Here is a 21,052-nt window from a genome sequence, read left to right on the forward strand (position 1 = left end):
CACAATTTACATTTGTCAATTGTAAGTAAACAGTAATATGAAAATAGACCTAGCAGGCAACACCTACTAAGTCTAGTTAACTTAATACTATTTATCTAAATATTCTTTTGCTTGGCTTAAAGCATCTTTAATTCCAGCAGGGTTCTTTCCGCCGGCTTGTGCGAGATTAGGACGGCCGCCTCCGCCACCATTAATAGCCGGCGCGATTGCCTTAATTAAGTCACCAGCCTTTAAGCCGGCCTTTACCTTATCATCACTAACAGCAACTAGTAAGTTTACCTTACCATCATTAGCTGTTGCTAAAACTAAAACATCAGATAGGTTCTTTGCACGCCAAGTATCCGCTAATTGACGTAATTGACCCATTCCTGCTACTTGAACTTCTGCAGCAATCAAGTTACCAGCTTTAGTTTGCAGAATATTATCAAAGACGTTATTAGCTTGTTGAGCAGCAATCTTTGCTTGAAGTGCTTCATTTTGTTTTTGAGCTTCTTTTAATTCTGCTTGTAGTGTTTCGACTTGGTGAGGAACCTCTTTAATTTGTGAAACTTTCAAGCTAGCTGCACTCTGGGTTAGCAAGTCATCCCGATCTTGAAGGAACTTGAAAGCATCGCTTGAAGTTACGGCTTCAATCCGCCGAACACCGGCACCAACGCCCCCTTCAGATACGATCTTGAAGAGACCAAGTTCATTAGTATTCTTAACGTGATCACCACCGCAGAATTCGGTATTGAAGTCACCGATTTTAACAACGCGTACTTTATCCCCATACTTATCAGAGAAGAGGGCAATTGCACCCATTTCCTTAGCTGAATCAATATCCGTTTCAACAGTCTTTACTGGGATTTCTTTCCAAATTTGCTCATTAACCATCTTCTCAACTGCTTTCAAGTCTTTAGCGGTTACTTGACCAAAGTGGTTAAAGTCAAAACGAAGATAATGCTCCTCAACTAATGAACCAGCTTGTTGGGTATGACCACCGAGGACATTGCGCAAGGCTTGGTCAAGAAGGTGAGTTGCCGTATGGTTCTTTTCAATCTTTAAGTGCCGAATTCGGTCAACAACCAACTTATAACGGGCACCCTTTTTAATTGGTGCTGTTAATTCTACCCGATGAAGATTTTGTTGGTTTGGAGCGTGTTGAACGTCAACTACCCGTCCAACTTTTTTACCATAGTTGTCGATAATATCACCAGTATCAGCAACTTGACCTCCCATTTCAGCGTAGAATGGCGTCTTGTCAAAAATTAATTCAATATTTTGATCACCCGGCTGAGCTTCATCTGCCTGCTTTCCGTCATGGGCTAAACCAATAACCTTAGCATTATCAACTGTCAAGTCAGTATAACCAACGTATTCGCTAGCTTCTTTAAAGTCAGTCCACAAGTCGGTCTGAACACCCATTCCGTTATCCATGTCACGTGCATTTCGTGCCCGATTTTGTTGTTCCGTCATTGCAGCCTGGAAGCCTTGCTCGTCAACCGTTAGCCCTTCATCAGCAGCATATTCTTTAGTTAATTCAATTGGGAAGCCATACGTATCATAAAGCTTGAATGCCGTGCGACCATCAATTTCATTAGTCTTATTTTCCTTTGCTTCTGCAATCACATTATTCAAGAGGTTTAATCCACCGTTTAAGGTTGCACTAAACCGGTCTTCTTCAGACTTGATAACCGAAGCAATATAATCAGCATTTTTCAAAACATCTGGATAGTAATCTTCCATAATCTTACCAACAGTTGGAACCATCTTGGCTAGGAATGGATCATCAATACCTAACTTCTTACCGGCAACAACGGCCCGCCGAAGTAACCGACGAATAACGTAGCCACGACCAACATTAGATGGTAAAGCTCCGTCTCCAATTGCAAAGGTAATTGTCCGAATATGGTCCGCGATAATCTTAAATTGGATATCGTCTTCCTTATCCTCACCATATTTCTTTGTGCCGCTAAATGCTTCTGCTTGTTTAATTAACGGCATAAATAAGTCGGTTTCAAAGTTTGTCGGTGCATTTTCAAAAATTGAAACAACCCGTTCAAGGCCCATTCCCGTATCAATATTTTTATGTGGTAATGGTTCATAAGTATCTTCGGGGGTGTGGTTGAATTGACTAAACACGATATTCCAGATTTCAAGGTACCGTTCATTTTCACCACCAGGGTAATTTTCTGGATCATCATCAGCTAAATTATTGAACTCTTGTCCCCGATCGTAGAAAATTTCCGTATCTGGACCAGACGGACCTTGACCAATATCCCAGAAGTTATCTTCATCAGCAATTAAGTGGTCCTTAGCTACTCCCACTTCACGCCAACGATTATAGGCATCATGATCTTTAGGGTAATAAGTAATATAGAGCCGTTCCGGATCAAAGCCAAACCAATCATCACTTGTTAATAGCTCCCATGCCCATGGAATAACTTCATTTTTAAAATAGTCACCTACTGAAAAGTTACCAAGCATTTCAAACATGGTATGGTGCCGTGCTGTTTTACCAACATTTTCAATATCATTTGTCCGAATACTCTTTTGCGAACTAGTCATCCGTGGATTATCCGGCACGACTTTTCCATCAAAATACTTTTTCATCGTGGCAACTCCAGAATTGATCCACAGTAATGTCGGGTCATTAACTGGAACTAGGGATGCACTCGGCATAATTTTATGACCATGTTCTTCGAAGAACTTTAAGTACATTCGCCGAATTTGTGCACTATTTAGCTTTTTTAACTCTTTCATCAAATCGCCCTTTCTAAAACAAAAACCACCATTGCGATCAGAGACGCCAAACTGACGCGGTACCACTCTGCTTGCAACGATGGAATTCGTTTACCTCTTTTATTCTTGGTTGCCCAAGGTTAATTATCTAATTGTCCGAATGGGGAGCACTATTACCGAAAAATCAGCCATCACACTAACCTGACTGTCTCTGAAATCTTTTAGTGGTATTAGCATGTCCCAAACGTGTCATATTATAGCGAACAATTACTTTAAAATCAACGGGAATTTCGCTCACGGCGATGTTGACGTTGGCGAGCACGTTTGGCCTTTCGAATTTTATGGCGTACCTCAAGTTTTCGCTTTTGCTGCTCGTCTTCTTTGATTGCTTTCTTAATCCGTTTCTTGTATCCCGGTTTAACCTTTTTCTTCGTCTTTTTTACATACCCCTTCATTGATGGGTCAAGTTCATTTTGACGGCGTTTATAGTGTTTCCGCCGGTTACGGTCATGGGTTGTAACGATTTGTCCATTACGAAGTTCCTTTGGTACAAACTTAACGCCCCGTTCTTCTAACTTTGCAATTAAATCATCTTCCGCTGGTTCATACAGGGTAATAGCAGTACCCTTCATCCCATTGCGCCCTGTCCGGCCAACACGGTGAATAAAGTATTCTAAATCAGTTGGTAAATCATCATTAATTACCAATGATACCCCATCAATATCAATTCCCCGTGCTGCCAAGTCAGTTGCTACGACATACTGGTAGTCAAGATCGCGAATCTGTCGCATTGTCCGCTTTCGGCGCCGCGCCTCAAGCCCACCATGAATCAATGCTACTTTCAAGCCTTGGCTCTCAAGATATTGAGTTAACTCAACCGCTCGTTCCTTAGTATTAGCAAATACTAAGGCAAGGTACGGCTCACCAAGGGTCAATAACCGATAAATTAATTGATTCCTATCTTGTCCCTTCGTCGACATCAGCCAGTTATCAACATCTGGGTTAATTACTGCCTCTGTTGGGATTTCTTCAACAACCGGGTTTTCCATATATTTTTTCAAAAATGGCCGCAGCTTTTGAGGAATCGTTGCTGAAAAGACCATCATTTGTAAATTTTCTGGAAAATGGCTGGCAATCTGGTCTACTTCATGCAAGAAACCCATATCAAGGGTCATATCAGCTTCATCTACAACAAACATCGTTGCAGTATGGATATCAAGTGCTTGACTCTTAATCAAGTCTAAAACCCTCCCCGGTGTCCCGATAACTAACTGGGGTTGCTTTCGGTTTAATTGTTCAATCTGGTGCTGCTTATCTGTACCACCTACATAATTATGAATTGTTAACGGATGGGAGGCATATTTATTTAATTGTTTTGCTGCACTATAAATTTGATATGCTAGCTCCCGACTAGGGGTTGTAATTACCGCTTGGACTGATTGACTAGCCGGATCAATCTTCGAAAAAAGCGGCAATAAAAAGGCATGTGTCTTCCCACTACCTGTTGCCGACTGACCAACGACACTTCGGCCAGCCATGATTACAGGAATCACCCGTTGTTGCACTGGTGTTGGCTGCCGGAAATTTATTTTGTGAATTGCTGTCAGCAAGTACGGCTGTAGCTGAAAATCAGCAAAAGTTTTATTACTCATTGTCTTTTCCTTTCACTTTTACAAACTTACTCTTGGGCTAACTGATCTAATTCCTTAATCACTTGTTTAATTTCTGCCTCATCTTGCGCCTTCGCTCCACTAGCAAGTGGGTGACCGCCCCCATCATGCTTCTTAGCCAATTCGTTAATCGTTGGTCCCTTAGAACGAAGTCGTATCCGATAGTGGCCATCTTCTTGTTCAACAAAGATTGCCCATGCAGTAACGTCATGGATTCGGCCAGGTAAAGAAACGATTGCCGAAGTACCTGCTTCTGTCAAACCAAACTCTGCCAAAATTTCATTAGTCAAAACAACATAGGCAGCTCCACTATCAAGAATGGTTAAGTTTTGATAGACATATGCAGATAAACGGGCCACCGGAAGGGTAATTTCATTTTCATGCTGGCTAATCTCAGCAGCATTAGCACCCGCTGCCATTAGTGCCCCCGCTACCAGCATCGTCCGCGGAGTAGTCGCTGGATAGAGGAAACGACCCGTATCACCAATAATTCCAGCATAAAGTGCATGAGCAGCCTTTTTCGGCAAGGTCAAATCCTGCGAAAAACGTTGGTAAAAATCATAAATCATTTCTGAACAACTAGATGCATCCGGCTTTACCCACATAATATCGCCGAATGGCTCATCGTTAGGGTGATGATCGATCTTAATTAATTCATCCCCATTATCAAAACGACGGTCGTCTATCCGCGGAGCATTAGCAGTATCAGTCACAATAACTAGAGCATCATCAAACGTTTCATTATCAACTTCATTCATCTCACCAATCCAGTCAAAGCCCGGAATGTGCTTTCCGACTACATATATCTGCTTATAGGGAAATGATGCACGTAAAATCTCCGCAAGTCCGATTTGTGAACCAATGGCATCCGGATCAGGCCGCTGATGCCGATGAATTATTATCTTATTATATTTTTTGATTTGTTCAAAAATTGCTATTAATGGATCTGCCATTATGCTATTCTCCTTACCCGAATAAAATTTAACATTAATTTCTAGTATAGCAATAAAAGGGATTAACAACCAAGATTTATACAACAAAAAAGATGAAAATATTCGCCTACTCTGCGATTATCTTCATCTGCTTTAAATAAATTATTTTTCTTCGCTATCCTTAGGTTCACTAGCAGTTGAGGCAGCCTCGTCAGCACTTGATTCAGCTACACTGCTTGCAGGGTCAGCTGTACTCTCAGCAGCTGTGCTAACTGGTGCGGCTGTACTCTGTGCCGCGTCGCTAGCGCTAGCTACTGTCTCACTACCAGCACGTTTAATAACACGGGCAATTGCTACCATGTCAAAGGTAAGGTAAATTCCCTCACAATCCAGCGTTACAGTCCGGTCTGCCTTATTAATCGAATCAATCTTACCATGCATCCGTCCAATTGTAACAACTTCATCACCTGGATGTAATTCATTCATCATTTCCTGGTGTTCTTTCCGTTGTTTCTGTTGTGGACGAATCATAAAGAAATACATTAACGCAACCATTAAGATAATTAAAATAATGCCTGAGTAGCCACTTGCATTATTAGAAGCAGCACCGAGGACAAAACCATTTAAGCTATTCACAGTCTATCCATCCCTTCAAAAAGATAACTAACATTAACTTTAACAAACTTTAGTTTAAAAAGCCATATCCTCTAATGATTCTATAACAATTCTTGAATAAAACTTTTAATTTGTTGACTTGCGATTGCTTGTCGAAAGTTAGTCATCATTTTATTTAATGCAAAAAGATTATGTCGAAGAAGTAGTTGTTCACCCCAAAACTTACCATCAATTATTAAGCTATGGATTAATGCCCGCGAATATCCACTCTGACAAACGGGACAATCACATCCAGGTTCAATTGGCTGTTTATCAAAGCTAAAATGTTGCCGGCCTAAATGAAGCGATTCTAAATTTTCACCAACTAACGCTATTCCCTTTGCTGCCTTTTTTGCTGCCAAATTACTATCAATCAAATCAACTCCCGCTAAAACAGCAATTATCAGCTGCGCAAGGGTCGTTGATGTCGGGAGGTATCGTGGTTGATTACTAGGTAGCATTGTAAGAACTTCATTAATAATCCGGATGAATTCCTGATTACTAAGTGTCGCAGGAATTCCACTAATTTGATAGCCAGCAAGGTTATTAGCAGCAACTGCCTTAATACTATTCTTTCGTAGTTTTTTCAAGCCGCCGCCTACAACAGTCCCCAAGGTCATCCCTGCAACGCTTCTATTTATTTCTAACCATGCCTGTGTTTGATCAACTCCCACGGCCAGGTCATCAACTGGAGCGTAATAATCATCCGCACGATTAAAACTCTGTAATATATCAGCACCAAGTATTTCTTGAACCCTTAAGGCTGTTTCAGGCTGCCAAAACTTTAATTGCCCTGTTTTAGGATCATGAAAGCGAACACCATCCTGCTTTTTACCACGAGGCTTGGCTAATTGATAGGCATAATCAGTCTGTAAATCTACCAATAATAAACCATTCCATTGGTATAAACGGTGAAGGTCGCCAATTTCAGAAAGCTTTTCTCCATACTTTAGCCACCACGCCAACCCATTAATTTTAACAATTGTAGTACCTGCTTGACTTACTTCAAAAGGTGTTAATTTAGTCAGTTCAGCTCCTGTTTGAACAAGAGCAGGTGTTTTTACCAAGTGACCATTAATCTTTAGCGTCCCCGTCCGGGCATTTTCGGCCATGTCATTAATAAAGAATTCTAAAGTACTCATCATATTCCCCTATTGTTTTTTATCTGTTGGATAGGCAATACCTAAATGATCGTAAGCAGCCGGGGTCACAAGGCGTCCACGTGGAGTTCGGCTAATAAACCCAATTTGTAGTAGGTATGGTTCATACATTTCTTCAATTGTATTAGTCTCTTCACCAATATTTGCGGCAATTGTTTTTAAGCCAACCGGTCCTCCATGGTAAAAGTTAATCATAGTCAATAACATTTTCCGATCAATTTCATCCAGTCCATGATCATCAACTTGGAGAAGGGTTAATGCTTGTTTTACAATTGCGGAATCAATACTTTGTTTACCGGCCACCTGAGCAAAATCGCGAACTCGTTTTAACAGCCGATTGGCGATTCGCGGCGTTCCTCGTGAACGTAAGGATAATTCATGTGCTCCCTCGTCTTGAATGTTAGTACGAAAAATTTTGGCAGAACGGAAAATAATCTTGGTTAATTCATCCTGGGTATAGTAATTCATATGTTCAACAATTCCAAAACGATCGCGTAACGGTGCTGACAGCATTCCAGCACGGGTTGTTGCGCCAATCAACGTAAAAGGTGGTAACGGGAAATGAACCGGGTGGGCGGTTGGCCCTTCCCCAATGACAATATCAATATAATAATCTTCCATTGCCGAGTAAAGCATTTCTTCCACGACTTTCGGCAAACGATGAATTTCATCAATAAATAATACATCACCTGGTTTTAACTCGTTAAGTAATGCAACAAGATCGCCAGGCTTTTCAATCGCGGGGCCGCTGGTTGTTTTGATATTTACCCCCATTTCATTTGCAATTACCATCGCTAAAGTCGTTTTTCCCAATCCGGGAGGCCCATAAAGCAAGACATGGTCTAGTGCTTCTTCACGCGCTTGGGCTGCCTTGATATAAACTTCTAATTCATGTTTAATCTTCGGTTGACCAATATACTCGCTTAACCGTTGTGGACGAAGAGTCGTTTCAATTTCGTGCTCTTCTATCCCGGCTGAGTGGTCAGATAAAACCCCATGATCTTTTTCCACGACTACTACACCTCCTAGTTAAGCAAACGTAATGCATGACGTAAGTATTCGTCCGTCGCCATTTGATCTTCTTTAATCAAACTTTTCTGTACCTTTTTAATATCACGTTCCTTATAGCCTAAAGCAGCTAATGCATCCAGTGCATCTTTTAATTCATCATTAACTGTTGCGTCCTGACCCGCAGCAAATAATGTCCCGGTCGATTCTTTTGCTAATTTATCACGAAGATCGAGGACAATCTGTGAGGCGGTTTTCTTACCAATCCCAGGGAATTTTGTCAAATAAGCAATATTATTATTAGTTATTGCATCAACAAGTCCTTGATGATCAGGATTAGCTAAAATTGCCAGCGCACTCTTAGGCCCAATTCCCGAAACATTAATAAGTTTCATAAATAATTGCTTTTCTTCTTGATCGATAAAGCCAAACAATGAAATATCATCATCCCGCACTGCCTGATAAACATACACTTTAACTGTCTGTTCAGTATTTTCTTGGTACCGATAAGGATTAGCAACTAATAATTTATAGCCAACTCCATTTACATCAACAACAATATATTGGGGGGTAACAACTGTAATAGTCCCGGTTAAATATTCGTACAAGACTGTTCCTCCTTAAATTAAAAATCATGATCATCAAAATCATCAGCATATGGTTCATGAGAATCTTGAATTCGCTTAAACATTTTTTCCAGATCTTGGTCATTAAAATGAACGGTCACAGGACGGCCATGAGGACAATTAAATGGATTTTCACATTGTGGTAACCTCGCTAATAAAGCCTTAGCCTCCCGTTGATCTAGGTGATGGTTGGCCTTAATTGCTCTTTTACAGCTCATCATAATAGCTGTTTTCATCCGAAATTCCCGAACCGTCAATTTACCATTTTTAATTAACCAATCAATCATTTCCTTTGCGGTATCCTCTTCTTGTCCCTCCTTAAACCAAGTCGGGTGCGAGCGAAGAATAAAGCTATTTTGTCCAAAAGGTTCTAAGTTGATCCCTACCGCTGTTAATATATCCAAGTGTTGTGTGATTGTTAGTGCATCAACCGTTGAATAATTTAATACTAGTGGTACTAAAAAATTTTGCTGGTCTGCACTAACCTCCCCAATCTTCTTTCGGTAATACTCATAATTTATCCGTTCTTGGGCAGCATGTTGGTCAACAATATAAAGGCCATCACCCGCTTGAGCAAGCAAAAAGGTTCCTTGAAGCTGACCAATGTATTGAAGCTCAGGGAAGCGGCGCGTTGCTTTGTCAGACTTGTCATGAACATCTAATTCAATATTCTTCGCTTTTTTTACTTTACCTGTACTTGCGGGTTCCGTTGAAAATAATGAAACACCACTTTCATTTTGATATCGCTTATCAAACTCCTGCATTAAAGAGTTATTTAAATCGGTAACATCATGAATCACAATTGGTGCAACTAATTCGCTGTCATTAGCGTCGGCTTGGGCTGGACTCTGAGCGCCTAAGTTATTATTATTTGCAGCCACTTCTTCTTTTGCTGCCACCGCTGACTCAGGAGCAGCGTGATAAGTTGGTGCCGCTTCTTTTAAACGGCGGTCTAAATTGGCAATGTCATCTTCATTAGGAATAAACTGATTTGCATCTACTTCTGGAATTAAATTTTCAACTGAAATACGTTTACGAATAGTTTGTGAAAGCAGGTGAGTTAATTGTTGTTCCTTACTTAAACGAACTTCACGCTTCGCAGGATGAACATTAACATCAACTAATACGGGATCCAAATCAATATTAACCACTGCCAAGGGATAACGACCAACCATTAATTTTGATTCATAGCCTTGAATAATTGCCTTTGTCAGTTCAAAATTCCGAATATACCGGTGATTGATAGTTATTGTAATATATTGACGTGACGCACGGGTTAATTCAGGTAAAGATACATACCCGTTAATCCTAAAATCATTATCTTCACCTTGTATCGCTAGCATTTTTCGCCCTGCTTTCACCCCATAAATAGCAGCTACTACCTGTTGAAGATTATCATTTCCAGCTGATCGAAATAATTCACGACCATTGTGTGTAAAACTAAACGCTACTGCTGGATTAGCAAGCGCAAGTCGGTTAACAATATCTGTTATTCGCGCTAATTCGGTTTGTGGAGACTTAAGGTACTTTAACCGCGCAGGCGTATTGAAGAAAAGGTCGGTCACCTTAATATCTGTTCCTTGTCGTGCGGGCGCCGGCTTGGTTACTAGCGTTTTACCACCACGGATGTGAATCATTGTACCTTCATTTTGTTCAGCCTGTGCCGTTGTCAACGTTACATCTGCAACTGAAGCAATACTTGGTAATGCTTCTCCACGAAACCCCATCGTCTGAACCTTAAATAAATCGTGTTGCGAACTAATTTTACTGGTTGCGTGGCGACGAAAGGCAACGGCGACATCTTCTTTAGCAATTCCGTCACCATCATCAATTACCCGAACACTATCTAGGCCAGCATTTTCAACAATAATATCAATTCGGTGACTATGAGCATCAAGTGAATTTTCGACTAGCTCCTTAACAATAGAGGCTGGACGTTCAATTACTTCACCAGCAGCTATTTGATTCGCCAGTACATTATCCAATTCATGGATTTTTCCCATTGATTCTCACTCCTATTTCAATTTTTGCTGCCACTTATATATTTGGTTCATTACATCCATTGGCGTCATCCCCATCAAATTGAGTTCTTTTAATTGATGAATAATCCGCCGGTCAACACTGGACTTGCTCTTAGCAACTGGTGGTTCAAATAATTCAAGCTGTCCATTCTGCTCGACTTTTGGAGCATCTTCTTCCTCATTCTTAACCGGTTCACTTACCTTTGCTGAAATTGGTTCTGCATGGTAATTACTAGGTTTTTGTTCTGATAGTGATGGCAATTTAACATCTTTTTGTTCTAATTTTTGTAAAATAACATCAGCTCGTTTTAGTAATGATGTTGGCATCCCCGCCAATTTTGCCACATGAATACCATAAGATTTGTCAGCTGGACCAGCGCTTACTTTATGCAAAAATACTAATTCACCATTTTTTTCAGTTGCACCAACATGCACATTTTTTAAGTGTTCAAGACTATTTTCTAATGCTGTTAACTCATGGTAGTGCGTAGAGAATAATGTTTTTGCCCGAACATGACTGTGAACATATTCAATTATTGCTTGAGCAAGTGCCATTCCATCATAAGTAGCGGTTCCACGTCCAATTTCATCAAATAAAATTAAACTCCGATCGGTCGCATGCATCAATGCATTATTAGCTTCCATCATTTCAACCATAAACGTACTCTCACCAGAAATTAAATCATCGGCAGCACCAATTCTAGTAAATACCTGGTCAAAAATTGGTAATTCCGCAGACTGTGCTGGAACAAAACATCCAATTTGTGCCATTACTGCAATTAAAGCTAGCTGACGCATATAAGTACTCTTACCGGACATATTAGGCCCAGTAATAAGAAGAATATCAGTCTTATCATCCATCATAACATCATTAGGGACGTATTCTTGGTGGCCCATAAATTTTTCAACAACTGGGTGACGCCCATCCTTTATCTTTAGTGAGTGTCCCGTATTCATTTTTGGACGAACAAAATGGTAATCTTCACTAACAACTGCAAAACTTTGCAAAACGTCTAATTCAGCCAGTTGCTGAGCAAGATTTTGCAATCGCTTAATCTGTGCTTTAACCTGTTCACGAATCTTTACAAAGAGATCGTACTCTAATGCGGTCGATTTCTCTTGGGCGCCCATTATCAATGCTTCTTTTTCCTTTAATTCAGGAGTAGAAAAACGTTCGGCATTAACTAATGTCTGTTTCCGTTCGTAACGATCCTGTGGCAATTTATCAAGGTTTACCTTTGTTACCTCAATATAATAGCCAAAAACATGGTTATAACCAATTTTAAGATTATTTATACCAGTTAACTTCCGTTCGCGTTCTTGCATATCTGCAATCCATTGCTTTCCATTGTTCATTGCATCGCGGTACTGGTCAAGCTGGTCATTATACCCATCCTTAATTACACCACCATCCGTGATAGCAATTGGCGGCTCTTCAACAATTGACCGCTCAATCAGTTCAGCAACATCGCTTAACGGGTCAAGTTTTCCTTGTAATTCTTCAAACACCGGCGAATCAAGCGTTTCTAAAACATATTTTATTTTAGGTACCTGTTGCAGAGAAGTTTTTAATTGAATTAGGTCACGACCACTAACACTTCCGTAGGCAACACGACCTGCTAAACGTTCAAGATCATATACTTTGATTAACTCTTGTTGTAAATTACTCCGTTCAAAATAATGATCTAGTAATTCCTGTACCTTGTCTTGTCGTTCACCAATTGCTGTTGGATCGATCAACGGACGGTCAATCCACCGTTTTAGTAACCTGCTTCCCATTGCGGTCTTTGTTTCATCTAAGAGCCATGCTAATGTCCCTTGACGCTTGCCACTCCGCATATTTGTCATTAATTCGAGGTTTGTTTTAGAGTAATGGTCGATCTTCATAAAAGAGCTTGGCTGATATGAGATTGCCTTTTGCATATGCGCAAGTGAACGTTTCTGGGTTGTTAATAAGTATGATACTAATAGTGCAACTACATGTTGTTGGGCGCTTGCTTCAAGATCTTGCGTAAGATAGCTTATTTCTGCATTTTTTAAGATTGTTGGCTGATGTGATTGAAGAATATTTCGCTGCTTGAATTGTGTGGTCAACTGTGACGACAGATCACCATCAACAACGACTTCTTTACTCTGCAGGTTCACTAACTCATTGATTAGTTCGTTAGTACTTGCAAGTGTGGTAGTCTTCAATTCTCCCGTTGATAAGTCGGTGTAAGCAAGGTTAAATTTTCCTTCTTGCTGACTCACTGCCGCTAAATAGTTATTATCACGCGCTTGTTCTCCATTAAGATCCATTTGCGTTCCCGGGGTTATCAGTCTAGTAACCGCTCGCTTTACCATCCCTTTGGCCTTTTTAGGATCTTCCATTTGCTCACAGATTGCAACTTTATATCCCTTATCAATTAAAATATCGATATAGTTATTAACTGCTCGATGGGGAACTCCGCACATTGGAATCGGATTTTTAGCACTGTGGTTTCTAGTAGTTAACGTTAATTCTAATAGTTGTGCTCCTTTAACTGCATCATCATTAAATAGCTCATAAAAATCACCAAGACGGTAAAATAAAAAAGCATCTGGATACTGATCCTTTACTTTTTGATATTGTTCCATCATTGGTGTTGTTTTTTTTGCCACTAATTTCACCCCGTTAGTAATTTTGATCTATTCGTTCTAAAAATTGCATAAACTAATTATATTTTCTGTATTAGTTTCACGCAAGTTTCTTAATTTTAAAATAATAAAGAGACTGTAGTGCGTACCCAGCCTCTTTATGGAAACTAAAAATTCAGCTTATTTAGCATAATCAACCGCCCGAACTTCTCGTATAACAGTAACTTTAATATGACCTGGATATTCTAATTGCTTTTCAATTTTGTGCTTAATATCATGCGACAAAGTTGATGCTTGCAGATCAGAAATCTTCTTTGGCTTTACAATTACACGAAGTTCTCGACCAGCCTGAATTGCGTAACTATGGTCGACACCATCGTAACTGTTTGCTATGCCTTCTAGTTTCTTTAAACGTTGAATATACTGCTCTAATGATTCACTCCGCGCACCAGGCCGTGCACCAGAAATTGCATCTGCAGCTTGAACTAAGACAGCAATAACAGAAGTAGCCGGAACATCACCATGGTGAGAAGCAATTGTGTTAATAACTACTTTATTTTCTTTGTACTTCCGCGTTAATTCAACACCAAGCTCAACGTGCGAACCGTCAACCTCATGATCAATTGCTTTGCCAATATCATGCAAAAGTCCTGCACGCTTTGCTAATGTCACATCTTCACCGAGTTCAGCAGCCATAATTCCAGCTAATTTAGCAACTTCAATTGAATGATCTAAAACATTTTGACCATAACTTGTCCGATATTTCATTCGCCCAACCGTCTTAATAAGGTCAGGATGCATCGAATGAATTCCCAAATCAAATAACGCTTGTTCCCCAGTTTCACGCAATTGCGTATCCATTTGTTTGCGTGCTTTATCAACTGCCTCTTCAATCCGCGCAGGATGAATCCGACCATCTTGAATTAACTTTTCAAGCGCGATCTTTGCAATTTCACGACGAACAGGATCAAAGCCACTCAACACAACCGCTTCAGGAGTATCATCAATGATTAAATCAATTCCGGTTAATGTCTCTAGAGTCCTAATATTACGACCTTCACGACCAATAATACGACCCTTCATCTCATCATTAGGAAGATTTACAACCGAAACTGTTGTCTCTGAAACAACATCTGCAGCACTCCGCTGAATTGCCTCAACAATTAGTTTTTTAGCATTACGTTCTGCTGCAAGTTCAGCCTCTTGTTCACTATCACGAATCATCACTGCTCGTTCAGTCTTTAATTGTTCTTTTACTTCAGATAATAATAACTGTTTAGCATCTTCTTGAGACATCTGAGCAACCTTTTCAACTTCTTGTTTTCGTTGATCAATTAACTCTTTTGCTTGTTTCTTTGACTGTTGTAATTGCTCTTTTTCTTGATCTAGTTTTCTTTCACGAACTCCAACAGCACTTTCACGTTTTTCGAGTGCACTATCCTTATGGTCTAAAGAACTCTCACGTTGTAATAAGCGATCTTCTTGCCGTTGAACCTCATTTCGGCGTTGCTTAAGTTCATCTTCAACTCGTTCCCGATATTGATGGCTCTCTTCTTTTGCCTCAAGGATTGCCTCTTTTTTCGCCGTTGCTGCATCTTGTTTTGCTTTAGAAATAATACCTTTAGCATCATTATGTGCTTCTGCAACTTGTTTTTCATATGAAACCTTACGAATTACATAGCCAACAATAATTCCGATAACCATAGCAAGCGCGGCGAATATTAATAAGTTCATTATTTCACCTCCGCTTCAACTATCATGTTGTTGGTATGAGTAAATTAATTTTACCGTGTCATGCAAAAACATCACACAAGTTAAATTTTAAGCTTGCCACACTATGGTGTCAACTGTTGAATTTAGCAATTCGTATAATTTACTAAACAAATGAAAAGTGTTAACTTATAAGACTTTATCATTAAAACTGTTACAGTCTTGTATATAAACGAGCCCAAATACTTGAAAAACTCCAAATACTTGGGCCCTTGTTTACATCTAACTATCTAAATAAGCTAGTTTTTGTTCATACCTAATAGTTTCAACGCATAAATTAGCTATTTTTTACTTGCCTCTTCAATTGTTTCTTGTTTACTTTCGCCTTTTTCTTTCTTTTCTTCGGCGGTTGTTTTGGCATTCTTATTTAATGGTTCCATCCCATTAGCAACGCGAACCTTATCCATTAATTCGTTCATGCTATCAGGGTGTTCTTTTAACCATTTCTTAGCATTTTCACGTCCCTGACCAATTCGTTCGCTACCATATGAATACCAAGCACCACTCTTATCAACTAGGTCATTTTCAACGGCCATATCTAATAACTCACCAGTCTTAGAAATTCCTTCGCCGTACATAATGTCAACTTCACACCGTTTAAATGGTGGCGCAACCTTGTTTTTTACAATTTTTACTTTTGCCTTATTTCCAACAACATCCGTTCCATTTTTGATTTGTTCAGCACGGCGAATCTCCATCCGAATAGTGGAATAAAACTTAAGTGCCCGTCCACCAGTAGTAGTCTCAGGGTTACCAAACATTACCCCAACTTTTTCCCGAATCTGGTTAATAAAAATGGCAATTGTCTTTGTTTTATTAATCTCACCAGATAGTTTACGAAGTGCTTGAGACATCAAACGAGCTTGCAAACCAACATGGGCATCACCCATATCACCATCAATTTCTGCTCGAGGAACCAATGCTGCCACTGAATCAACAATTACTAGGTCAACAGCTCCACTAGAAATCAAGGCATCGGCGATTTCTAGTCCTTCTTCACCACTATCAGGCTGAGAGAGAAGTAAGTCATCAATATTAACTCCTAATGCTTCAGCATATTGGGGATCTAAAGCATTTTCAGCATCAATATAAGCAGCTGTCCCCCCTTGCCGCTGCACCTCAGCAACAGCATGTAAGGCAACTGTCGTCTTACCAGAACTTTCTGGGCCATAAATCTCAACAATCCGTCCACGTGGGTACCCACCGATACCAAGTGCCTTGTCAATCGCTAATGATCCACTAGAGATCGAAGCAATCTTCATATCTGTCGCATCACCCATACGCATAATCGAACCTTTTCCAAAGTTCTTTTCGATCTTTCTGATTGCAACGTCCAATGCTGCTTTTCGTTGGTCAGCCAAATCAAATTCCTCCTTTTTTACGGAATATCCGATAACTAATAATAACAGTTTTAACAAAAAAAACAAGAAAAAACTGAACAAAAGTTCGTTTTAGTTTTTTAATTCACGATAAATCATCTGTAACCCATATTGAACACTCAATGTTCGAATTGCTTGGCGTCCAATATATGCTGCAAGATGAAGCTGACGGGTGACAGTCGGTCGGCCTTTAATTGCTAAGCCAATCCAAACCGTTCCTGCAGGTTGCCCCTCAAGCGAATCAGGACCGGCAACACCTGTAAAGCCAATTCCAATATCAGCGTGGAACTTTTCCCGGCAGCCCTCGCCCATTGCAGCGGCAGTTTCTGAACTTACCACCCCATGTTTACTAATAAGCATAGCAGGAATATCCAATAGTTTCTCTTTCGCACTTGCTGCGTATGTAACAAAGCCCCCGTCGAAAACATTAGATGCTCCTGGAACTGAGCAAACAGTACTCTGGAATAAGCCACCCGTTAAACTCTCCGCAGCTGTTAATTTTAAGTGCCGCGCTCTTAATAAATTAACAACTACTTCTGCAAGTGTAAGATTATCGCCAACCCCAAAAAAGTATGGTTCTTCAACCTGCAAAATTGCTGCTTGTACACGGTCAATTCGTTGGTTGGCCTCTTCAAATGGAAGGTCACGAACAGTTAGTCGTACCTGAATGGCCGTTGGCTGAACGTATGACGTAATGACAACTGCCTTTTCATTTTTTGTTACCGTTGCGATTTCATCCATTAATTGTGATTCTGGTCGTCCTAAAAAATTTAACGTCCTGCTAATTATTTGCTTTTCAGTATGATAATAATCCTGAAGTTTTGGCAGTAAACTTTTGTCGACCATTGCCTTAAATTCTGCTGGTGGCCCTGGCAAGACAACAATTACTTTTCCACCCGTCTCATACCAGCATCCTAGTGCAAGGCCAACCGGATTTGCTAATGGTTCACCTCCTACAAGGTATTTTGCCTGACGGATATTTTCCGGTTCCATACTTATTTGACGCTGGTTAAACTTTTCTTGTATCCATTTCCAATGTCGCTGATCTGTCTGGAGACTTACTCCCATAGTTGCAGCAACAGTGGGCATCGTAATATCATCAGTCGTCGGTCCTAATCCACCACAAACAAATACTAACTGCGACCGCGTCAACGCATGATTGATTACTCGCTCCAGTCGAATCCGGTCATCATCAACTGTTGTCTGGTATGTTGCAGTAAGATCTAACTGAGTAAGCTTAGCCGCTAAATAAGCCACATTGGTATTAGTAATTTGACCTAAGACTAGTTCGTTTCCAACCGAAATGATTTCTGCATCCATCAAATTTCACCCCTATTAATATATATACGTAAATTATAGCGATTTTCACTAAAATAAAAAAATTTGGAATAAAAAACTTGTAGTCAGATATCACCCAACTACAAGCATCATTAAACTATTTAAATCCGTCAGAAAAAACACTACGACCTTGAATAAAGTAATCTACACCAGAATAAATTGTGAAGAACAGACAAATATATAACATAATTTGACCAAACGGAATATTCCACATTGCAAAAACAACATTGTTTAGTAGTAAGAAAATAATCGCAATAAATTGAGTAGTCGTTTTTATCTTACCCGGCATCTTTGCCGCAAGAACAACCCCATTTTGTTCAACTAACAACAGCCGAAGACCTGTAACAGATAATTCACGCCAAATAATAATTGCCGTTACCCATGATGGCACCACACCGTTACCAGTTAAAACAATAAAAGCAGTCATTACTAATAATTTATCTGCTAGCGGATCCGTAAACTTACCAAAATTAGTTACTAAATGGTCACGACGGGCAATTCGTCCATCAAGGTTATCGGTAATTGTAGCTGCAATAAATAAAATAGCTGCAATTAATTGCGCAACCGGGATTGTCGCCCCAAGAAAGCTTACGGCTCCCCAGCCCTGTAATGGTAACACCATCAACAATAGAAAGAAAGGAATGATAATCAAACGAACAACTGTTAATTTATTAGGTAAATTCAAAATCTACAACTCCTTTAACAAAGCAGACTAGCGAGCAGGCTGACTGCTTGCCCGACTAGCATTAGTCTGTGGCCGTGCATTGTTTGCATTTGAAGGCCGCGTAGCATTATTGGATTGACTAGCCTGTGATGAAGATTGGTTATTTGGTTCACTTGACGACTGGCTCGAAGTACTGCTGCTTGATTGATTCTTACCAAAATTGATTGTTACATTTCGTGTATTTTGGTAACGTCCATTACCAGTAAAATCAATATTTTGATTGCCGATCTTCATCTTAGTTGCACGTGCATTACCAATTGTAATTACTAATGAAGTCGTATCGCGACCAATCTTTAAATCAGTCTTTTCATTGTTATTAAGCGTTCTATTCAATAGGGTATTATTATTTGCCCGTACCTGCATCCATGAACGATCACTCGTCTCAATATGTAAACTTGTGTCTGCGTTTAATTGGTCAGCAGTATAGGTAACACTAGTATCATTACGGTTTGGTGCTTCTTGGAGTTTAATTGCTTTAGATTTGCTTTGCTTAGTGTTCTTCTTTTTTGAAGATGCCGATGCTTTCTTACGACTTTCTCCAGAAACAGAAACCGAGCTATTATCAATTCTTGTAGAAGAGTCACGATGGTTACGGGCGATCGCTGTAAGCCAAATAGCTGCTAACACTAACACAATTACACAGGCAATAATAATTGTCGGCATGTAGTTACGAACCTTATCAACACTACCACTAACAGTCTTTCGTTGACTTGCACGTGTTTCTACTGCCTGTGCTAAATGATCAGAGTATTCTTCAGTTTTAGTCTTTGGTAATTGATCATCATATTTTTGTAGAAGTTCATTACCATCTAACCCAACCATGTTAGCATACTGCTTAATGAATGCCCGAACATAAAAGTCACCAGGAAGTTCATCAAAATTTTCATCTTCAATAGCAATTAAATATCGCTTTTGAATCTTTGTTACCTGTTGAAGGTCATCAAGAGTATACCCTTTCTCTTCACGCGCTTTTCGTAAAATCTTACCAATTTCAAGTTTTTTTTGATCGTTCTCGTTCTCACTCATTATTCTATCTCCATTTTCGTTCTTCTTTTCTTTACCCTTGGATATTATATCATGCTCACTTCTATAAATTAGCTAATAATTATTAATCCATAAGAAAAGTTAAGTTTATTGGTGTTGAGGAACCACTTGATACACTGAGATACCTTGAGGAATAATAAACTTTTGGGCAACCTGATAAAGGTCTTCGATTGTGATTGTTTCAAGCATCTGAATCTCATCCATTAAATTAGCACCAGCAAAAAGATCTCCTGCATACCGGTTAGCAATTGCCTCTGGTGAGTCAAGCAGGCCGATCAGCCGTCCTAATTCAGCATTTTTGATCCCTTCAAATCTTGTCCGTGCTGCTTCAATCTGCTGATCAGCACTTTCTAGGATCTCAATTACCTCATCTGCAAAGCGTTCCATCTGATCAGTATCAGAGCTAAAGTATGCAAAATGGAATCCGCGTTGCATTTCAAAATTATAACTAAATGTATCATCAAGCGTCTCATTATTATACAAGCGCAGGTAATTATCTGACGTATCATCAAATAAAACATCTAATAGTAAATCAATTGCTAATTTATAATGTAAACGATCTTTCCCGTTATCAAATTGTTCAGTTCCTCGCAAGCCGACCATAACTTTAGGACGAACAATATCCATCGTAAGCGACCTAAAAGGAATGACATCATGAGCAGTTGGGTCGTTTAATTTAAACAACCGTTGCGGTTTTTCTGCAGGTGCAAAGTTTTTTTGCTGCTGGTTTTGTTTTATCCATGCCATCGTTTCTTCCGGGTCCAACCGACCGACCAAGAAGAGGTTCATATTGGAAGGCTGGTAAAAAGTCTTGTAAGTATCCATTAAGATTTCAGGAGTAATTTGACTAATCGATTCAACAGTCCCAGCAATATCAATCCGCATTGGGTCTTTAGGATATAAATTACCCAAGACACCCAGATACAGCCGCCAGCTTGGATCATCTTCATACATTTGAATTTCCTGGCCAATAATTCCCTGTTCTTTTTTCACAGTTTTTGATGTGAAATACGGATCTTGAACGAAATCTAATAGGACATCCAGATTTTCATGGAGGTTACTCGTTGTAGAAAAAAGATAACTTGTTTGCGTAAAACTAGTAAAAGCATTAGAATCAGCTCCTAGCTTACCAAAAAGATCAAATGCATCATGATCTTTTTTTTCAAACATTTTATGTTCAAGAAAATGGGCAACTCCATCCGGTACCGTAATTGCATCTTTTTGTTGATAGGGAATAAAGTGATTATCAATTGAACCAAAATCGGTTGTCATAATTGCATACGTCTTATGATAACTCTCCATTGGTAACAATTGCACCTTTAACCCATTTGCCAATTCCTCACGATAAATGGATTGGTTAAATTTTTGATAAACTTGTCTATCCATGTA

Annotated in this window: 15 protein-coding genes; all 15 read right to left on the minus strand. The window is 39.6% G+C overall.

Annotation, left to right across the window (positions count from 1 at the left end; translation table 11 throughout):
* Positions 1–87: 87 nt before the first annotated feature.
* The 15 genes from alaS to yfmH all read right to left on the minus strand — a co-directional run bounded on the left by alaS (position 88) and on the right by yfmH (position 21,049).
* Entirely contained in the window at positions 88–2,742 is a 2,655-nt protein-coding gene (gene alaS, locus H5S39_RS08350; protein ID WP_182596651.1) for an alanine--tRNA ligase, read from the minus strand.
* A gap of 257 nt (positions 2,743–2,999) precedes the next feature.
* Positions 3,000–4,373, minus strand: a complete 1,374-nt coding sequence (locus H5S39_RS08355) for a DEAD/DEAH box helicase (RefSeq protein ID WP_182596652.1) — start codon at positions 4,371–4,373, stop codon at positions 3,000–3,002.
* A 26-nt stretch (positions 4,374–4,399) separates the two neighbouring features.
* Positions 4,400–5,344, minus strand: coding sequence for a DHH family phosphoesterase (locus tag H5S39_RS08360; RefSeq protein ID WP_182596653.1), 945 nt, complete (start codon positions 5,342–5,344; stop codon positions 4,400–4,402).
* A 141-nt stretch (positions 5,345–5,485) separates the two neighbouring features.
* Positions 5,486–5,959 (minus strand): preprotein translocase subunit YajC, encoded by a 474-nt coding sequence (yajC, locus tag H5S39_RS08365; protein WP_182596654.1) that lies wholly within the window; start codon positions 5,957–5,959, stop codon positions 5,486–5,488.
* 80 nt (positions 5,960–6,039) lie between these two features.
* Positions 6,040–7,119 carry a tRNA-ribosyltransferase family protein gene (locus H5S39_RS08370; RefSeq protein WP_182596655.1) on the minus strand — a complete coding sequence of 360 codons (1,080 nt, stop codon included), beginning with the start codon at positions 7,117–7,119 and terminating at the stop codon, positions 6,040–6,042.
* 9 nt (positions 7,120–7,128) lie between these two features.
* The gene (ruvB, locus tag H5S39_RS08375) at positions 7,129–8,148 is read right to left on the minus strand and encodes a Holliday junction branch migration DNA helicase RuvB (protein WP_182596656.1); all 1,020 of its coding nucleotides are present in this window, start codon (positions 8,146–8,148) and stop codon (positions 7,129–7,131) included.
* A gap of 14 nt (positions 8,149–8,162) precedes the next feature.
* A complete protein-coding gene (ruvA, locus tag H5S39_RS08380) occupies positions 8,163–8,753 on the minus strand; it encodes a Holliday junction branch migration protein RuvA (protein WP_182596657.1) in 591 nt (196 codons plus the stop codon).
* 17 nt (positions 8,754–8,770) lie between these two features.
* Positions 8,771–10,774 (minus strand): DNA mismatch repair endonuclease MutL, encoded by a 2,004-nt coding sequence (mutL, locus tag H5S39_RS08385; protein ID WP_182596658.1) that lies wholly within the window; start codon positions 10,772–10,774, stop codon positions 8,771–8,773.
* 12 nt (positions 10,775–10,786) lie between these two features.
* Complete coding sequence (mutS, locus tag H5S39_RS08390) at positions 10,787–13,432, minus strand: DNA mismatch repair protein MutS (RefSeq protein ID WP_182596659.1); 2,646 nt, start codon at positions 13,430–13,432, stop codon at positions 10,787–10,789.
* Between the two features lie 156 nt (positions 13,433–13,588).
* On the minus strand, positions 13,589–15,142 hold the full coding sequence (gene rny / locus H5S39_RS08395; protein ID WP_182596660.1) for a ribonuclease Y: 1,554 nt from the start codon (positions 15,140–15,142) through the stop codon (positions 13,589–13,591).
* Positions 15,143–15,459: 317 nt separating this feature from the next.
* On the minus strand, positions 15,460–16,539 hold the full coding sequence (recA, locus tag H5S39_RS08400; RefSeq protein WP_182596661.1) for a recombinase RecA: 1,080 nt from the start codon (positions 16,537–16,539) through the stop codon (positions 15,460–15,462).
* Between the two features lie 90 nt (positions 16,540–16,629).
* Positions 16,630–17,877: a competence/damage-inducible protein A gene (locus H5S39_RS08405; protein ID WP_182596662.1), complete on the minus strand. Its 1,248-nt coding sequence runs from the start codon at positions 17,875–17,877 to the stop codon at positions 16,630–16,632.
* Between the two features lie 115 nt (positions 17,878–17,992).
* Positions 17,993–18,580, minus strand: a complete 588-nt coding sequence (gene pgsA / locus H5S39_RS08410) for a CDP-diacylglycerol--glycerol-3-phosphate 3-phosphatidyltransferase (RefSeq protein ID WP_182596663.1) — start codon at positions 18,578–18,580, stop codon at positions 17,993–17,995.
* 27 nt (positions 18,581–18,607) lie between these two features.
* Entirely contained in the window at positions 18,608–19,645 is a 1,038-nt protein-coding gene (locus H5S39_RS08415; RefSeq protein ID WP_182596664.1) for a helix-turn-helix domain-containing protein, read from the minus strand.
* 105 nt (positions 19,646–19,750) lie between these two features.
* Complete coding sequence (gene yfmH, locus H5S39_RS08420; protein ID WP_182596665.1) at positions 19,751–21,049, minus strand: EF-P 5-aminopentanol modification-associated protein YfmH; 1,299 nt, start codon at positions 21,047–21,049, stop codon at positions 19,751–19,753.
* Positions 21,050–21,052: the final 3 nt, after the last annotated feature.

It is taken from the genome of Limosilactobacillus rudii (assembly GCF_014145455.1).
Classification (GTDB): Bacteria; Bacillota; Bacilli; order Lactobacillales; family Lactobacillaceae; genus Limosilactobacillus; species Limosilactobacillus rudii.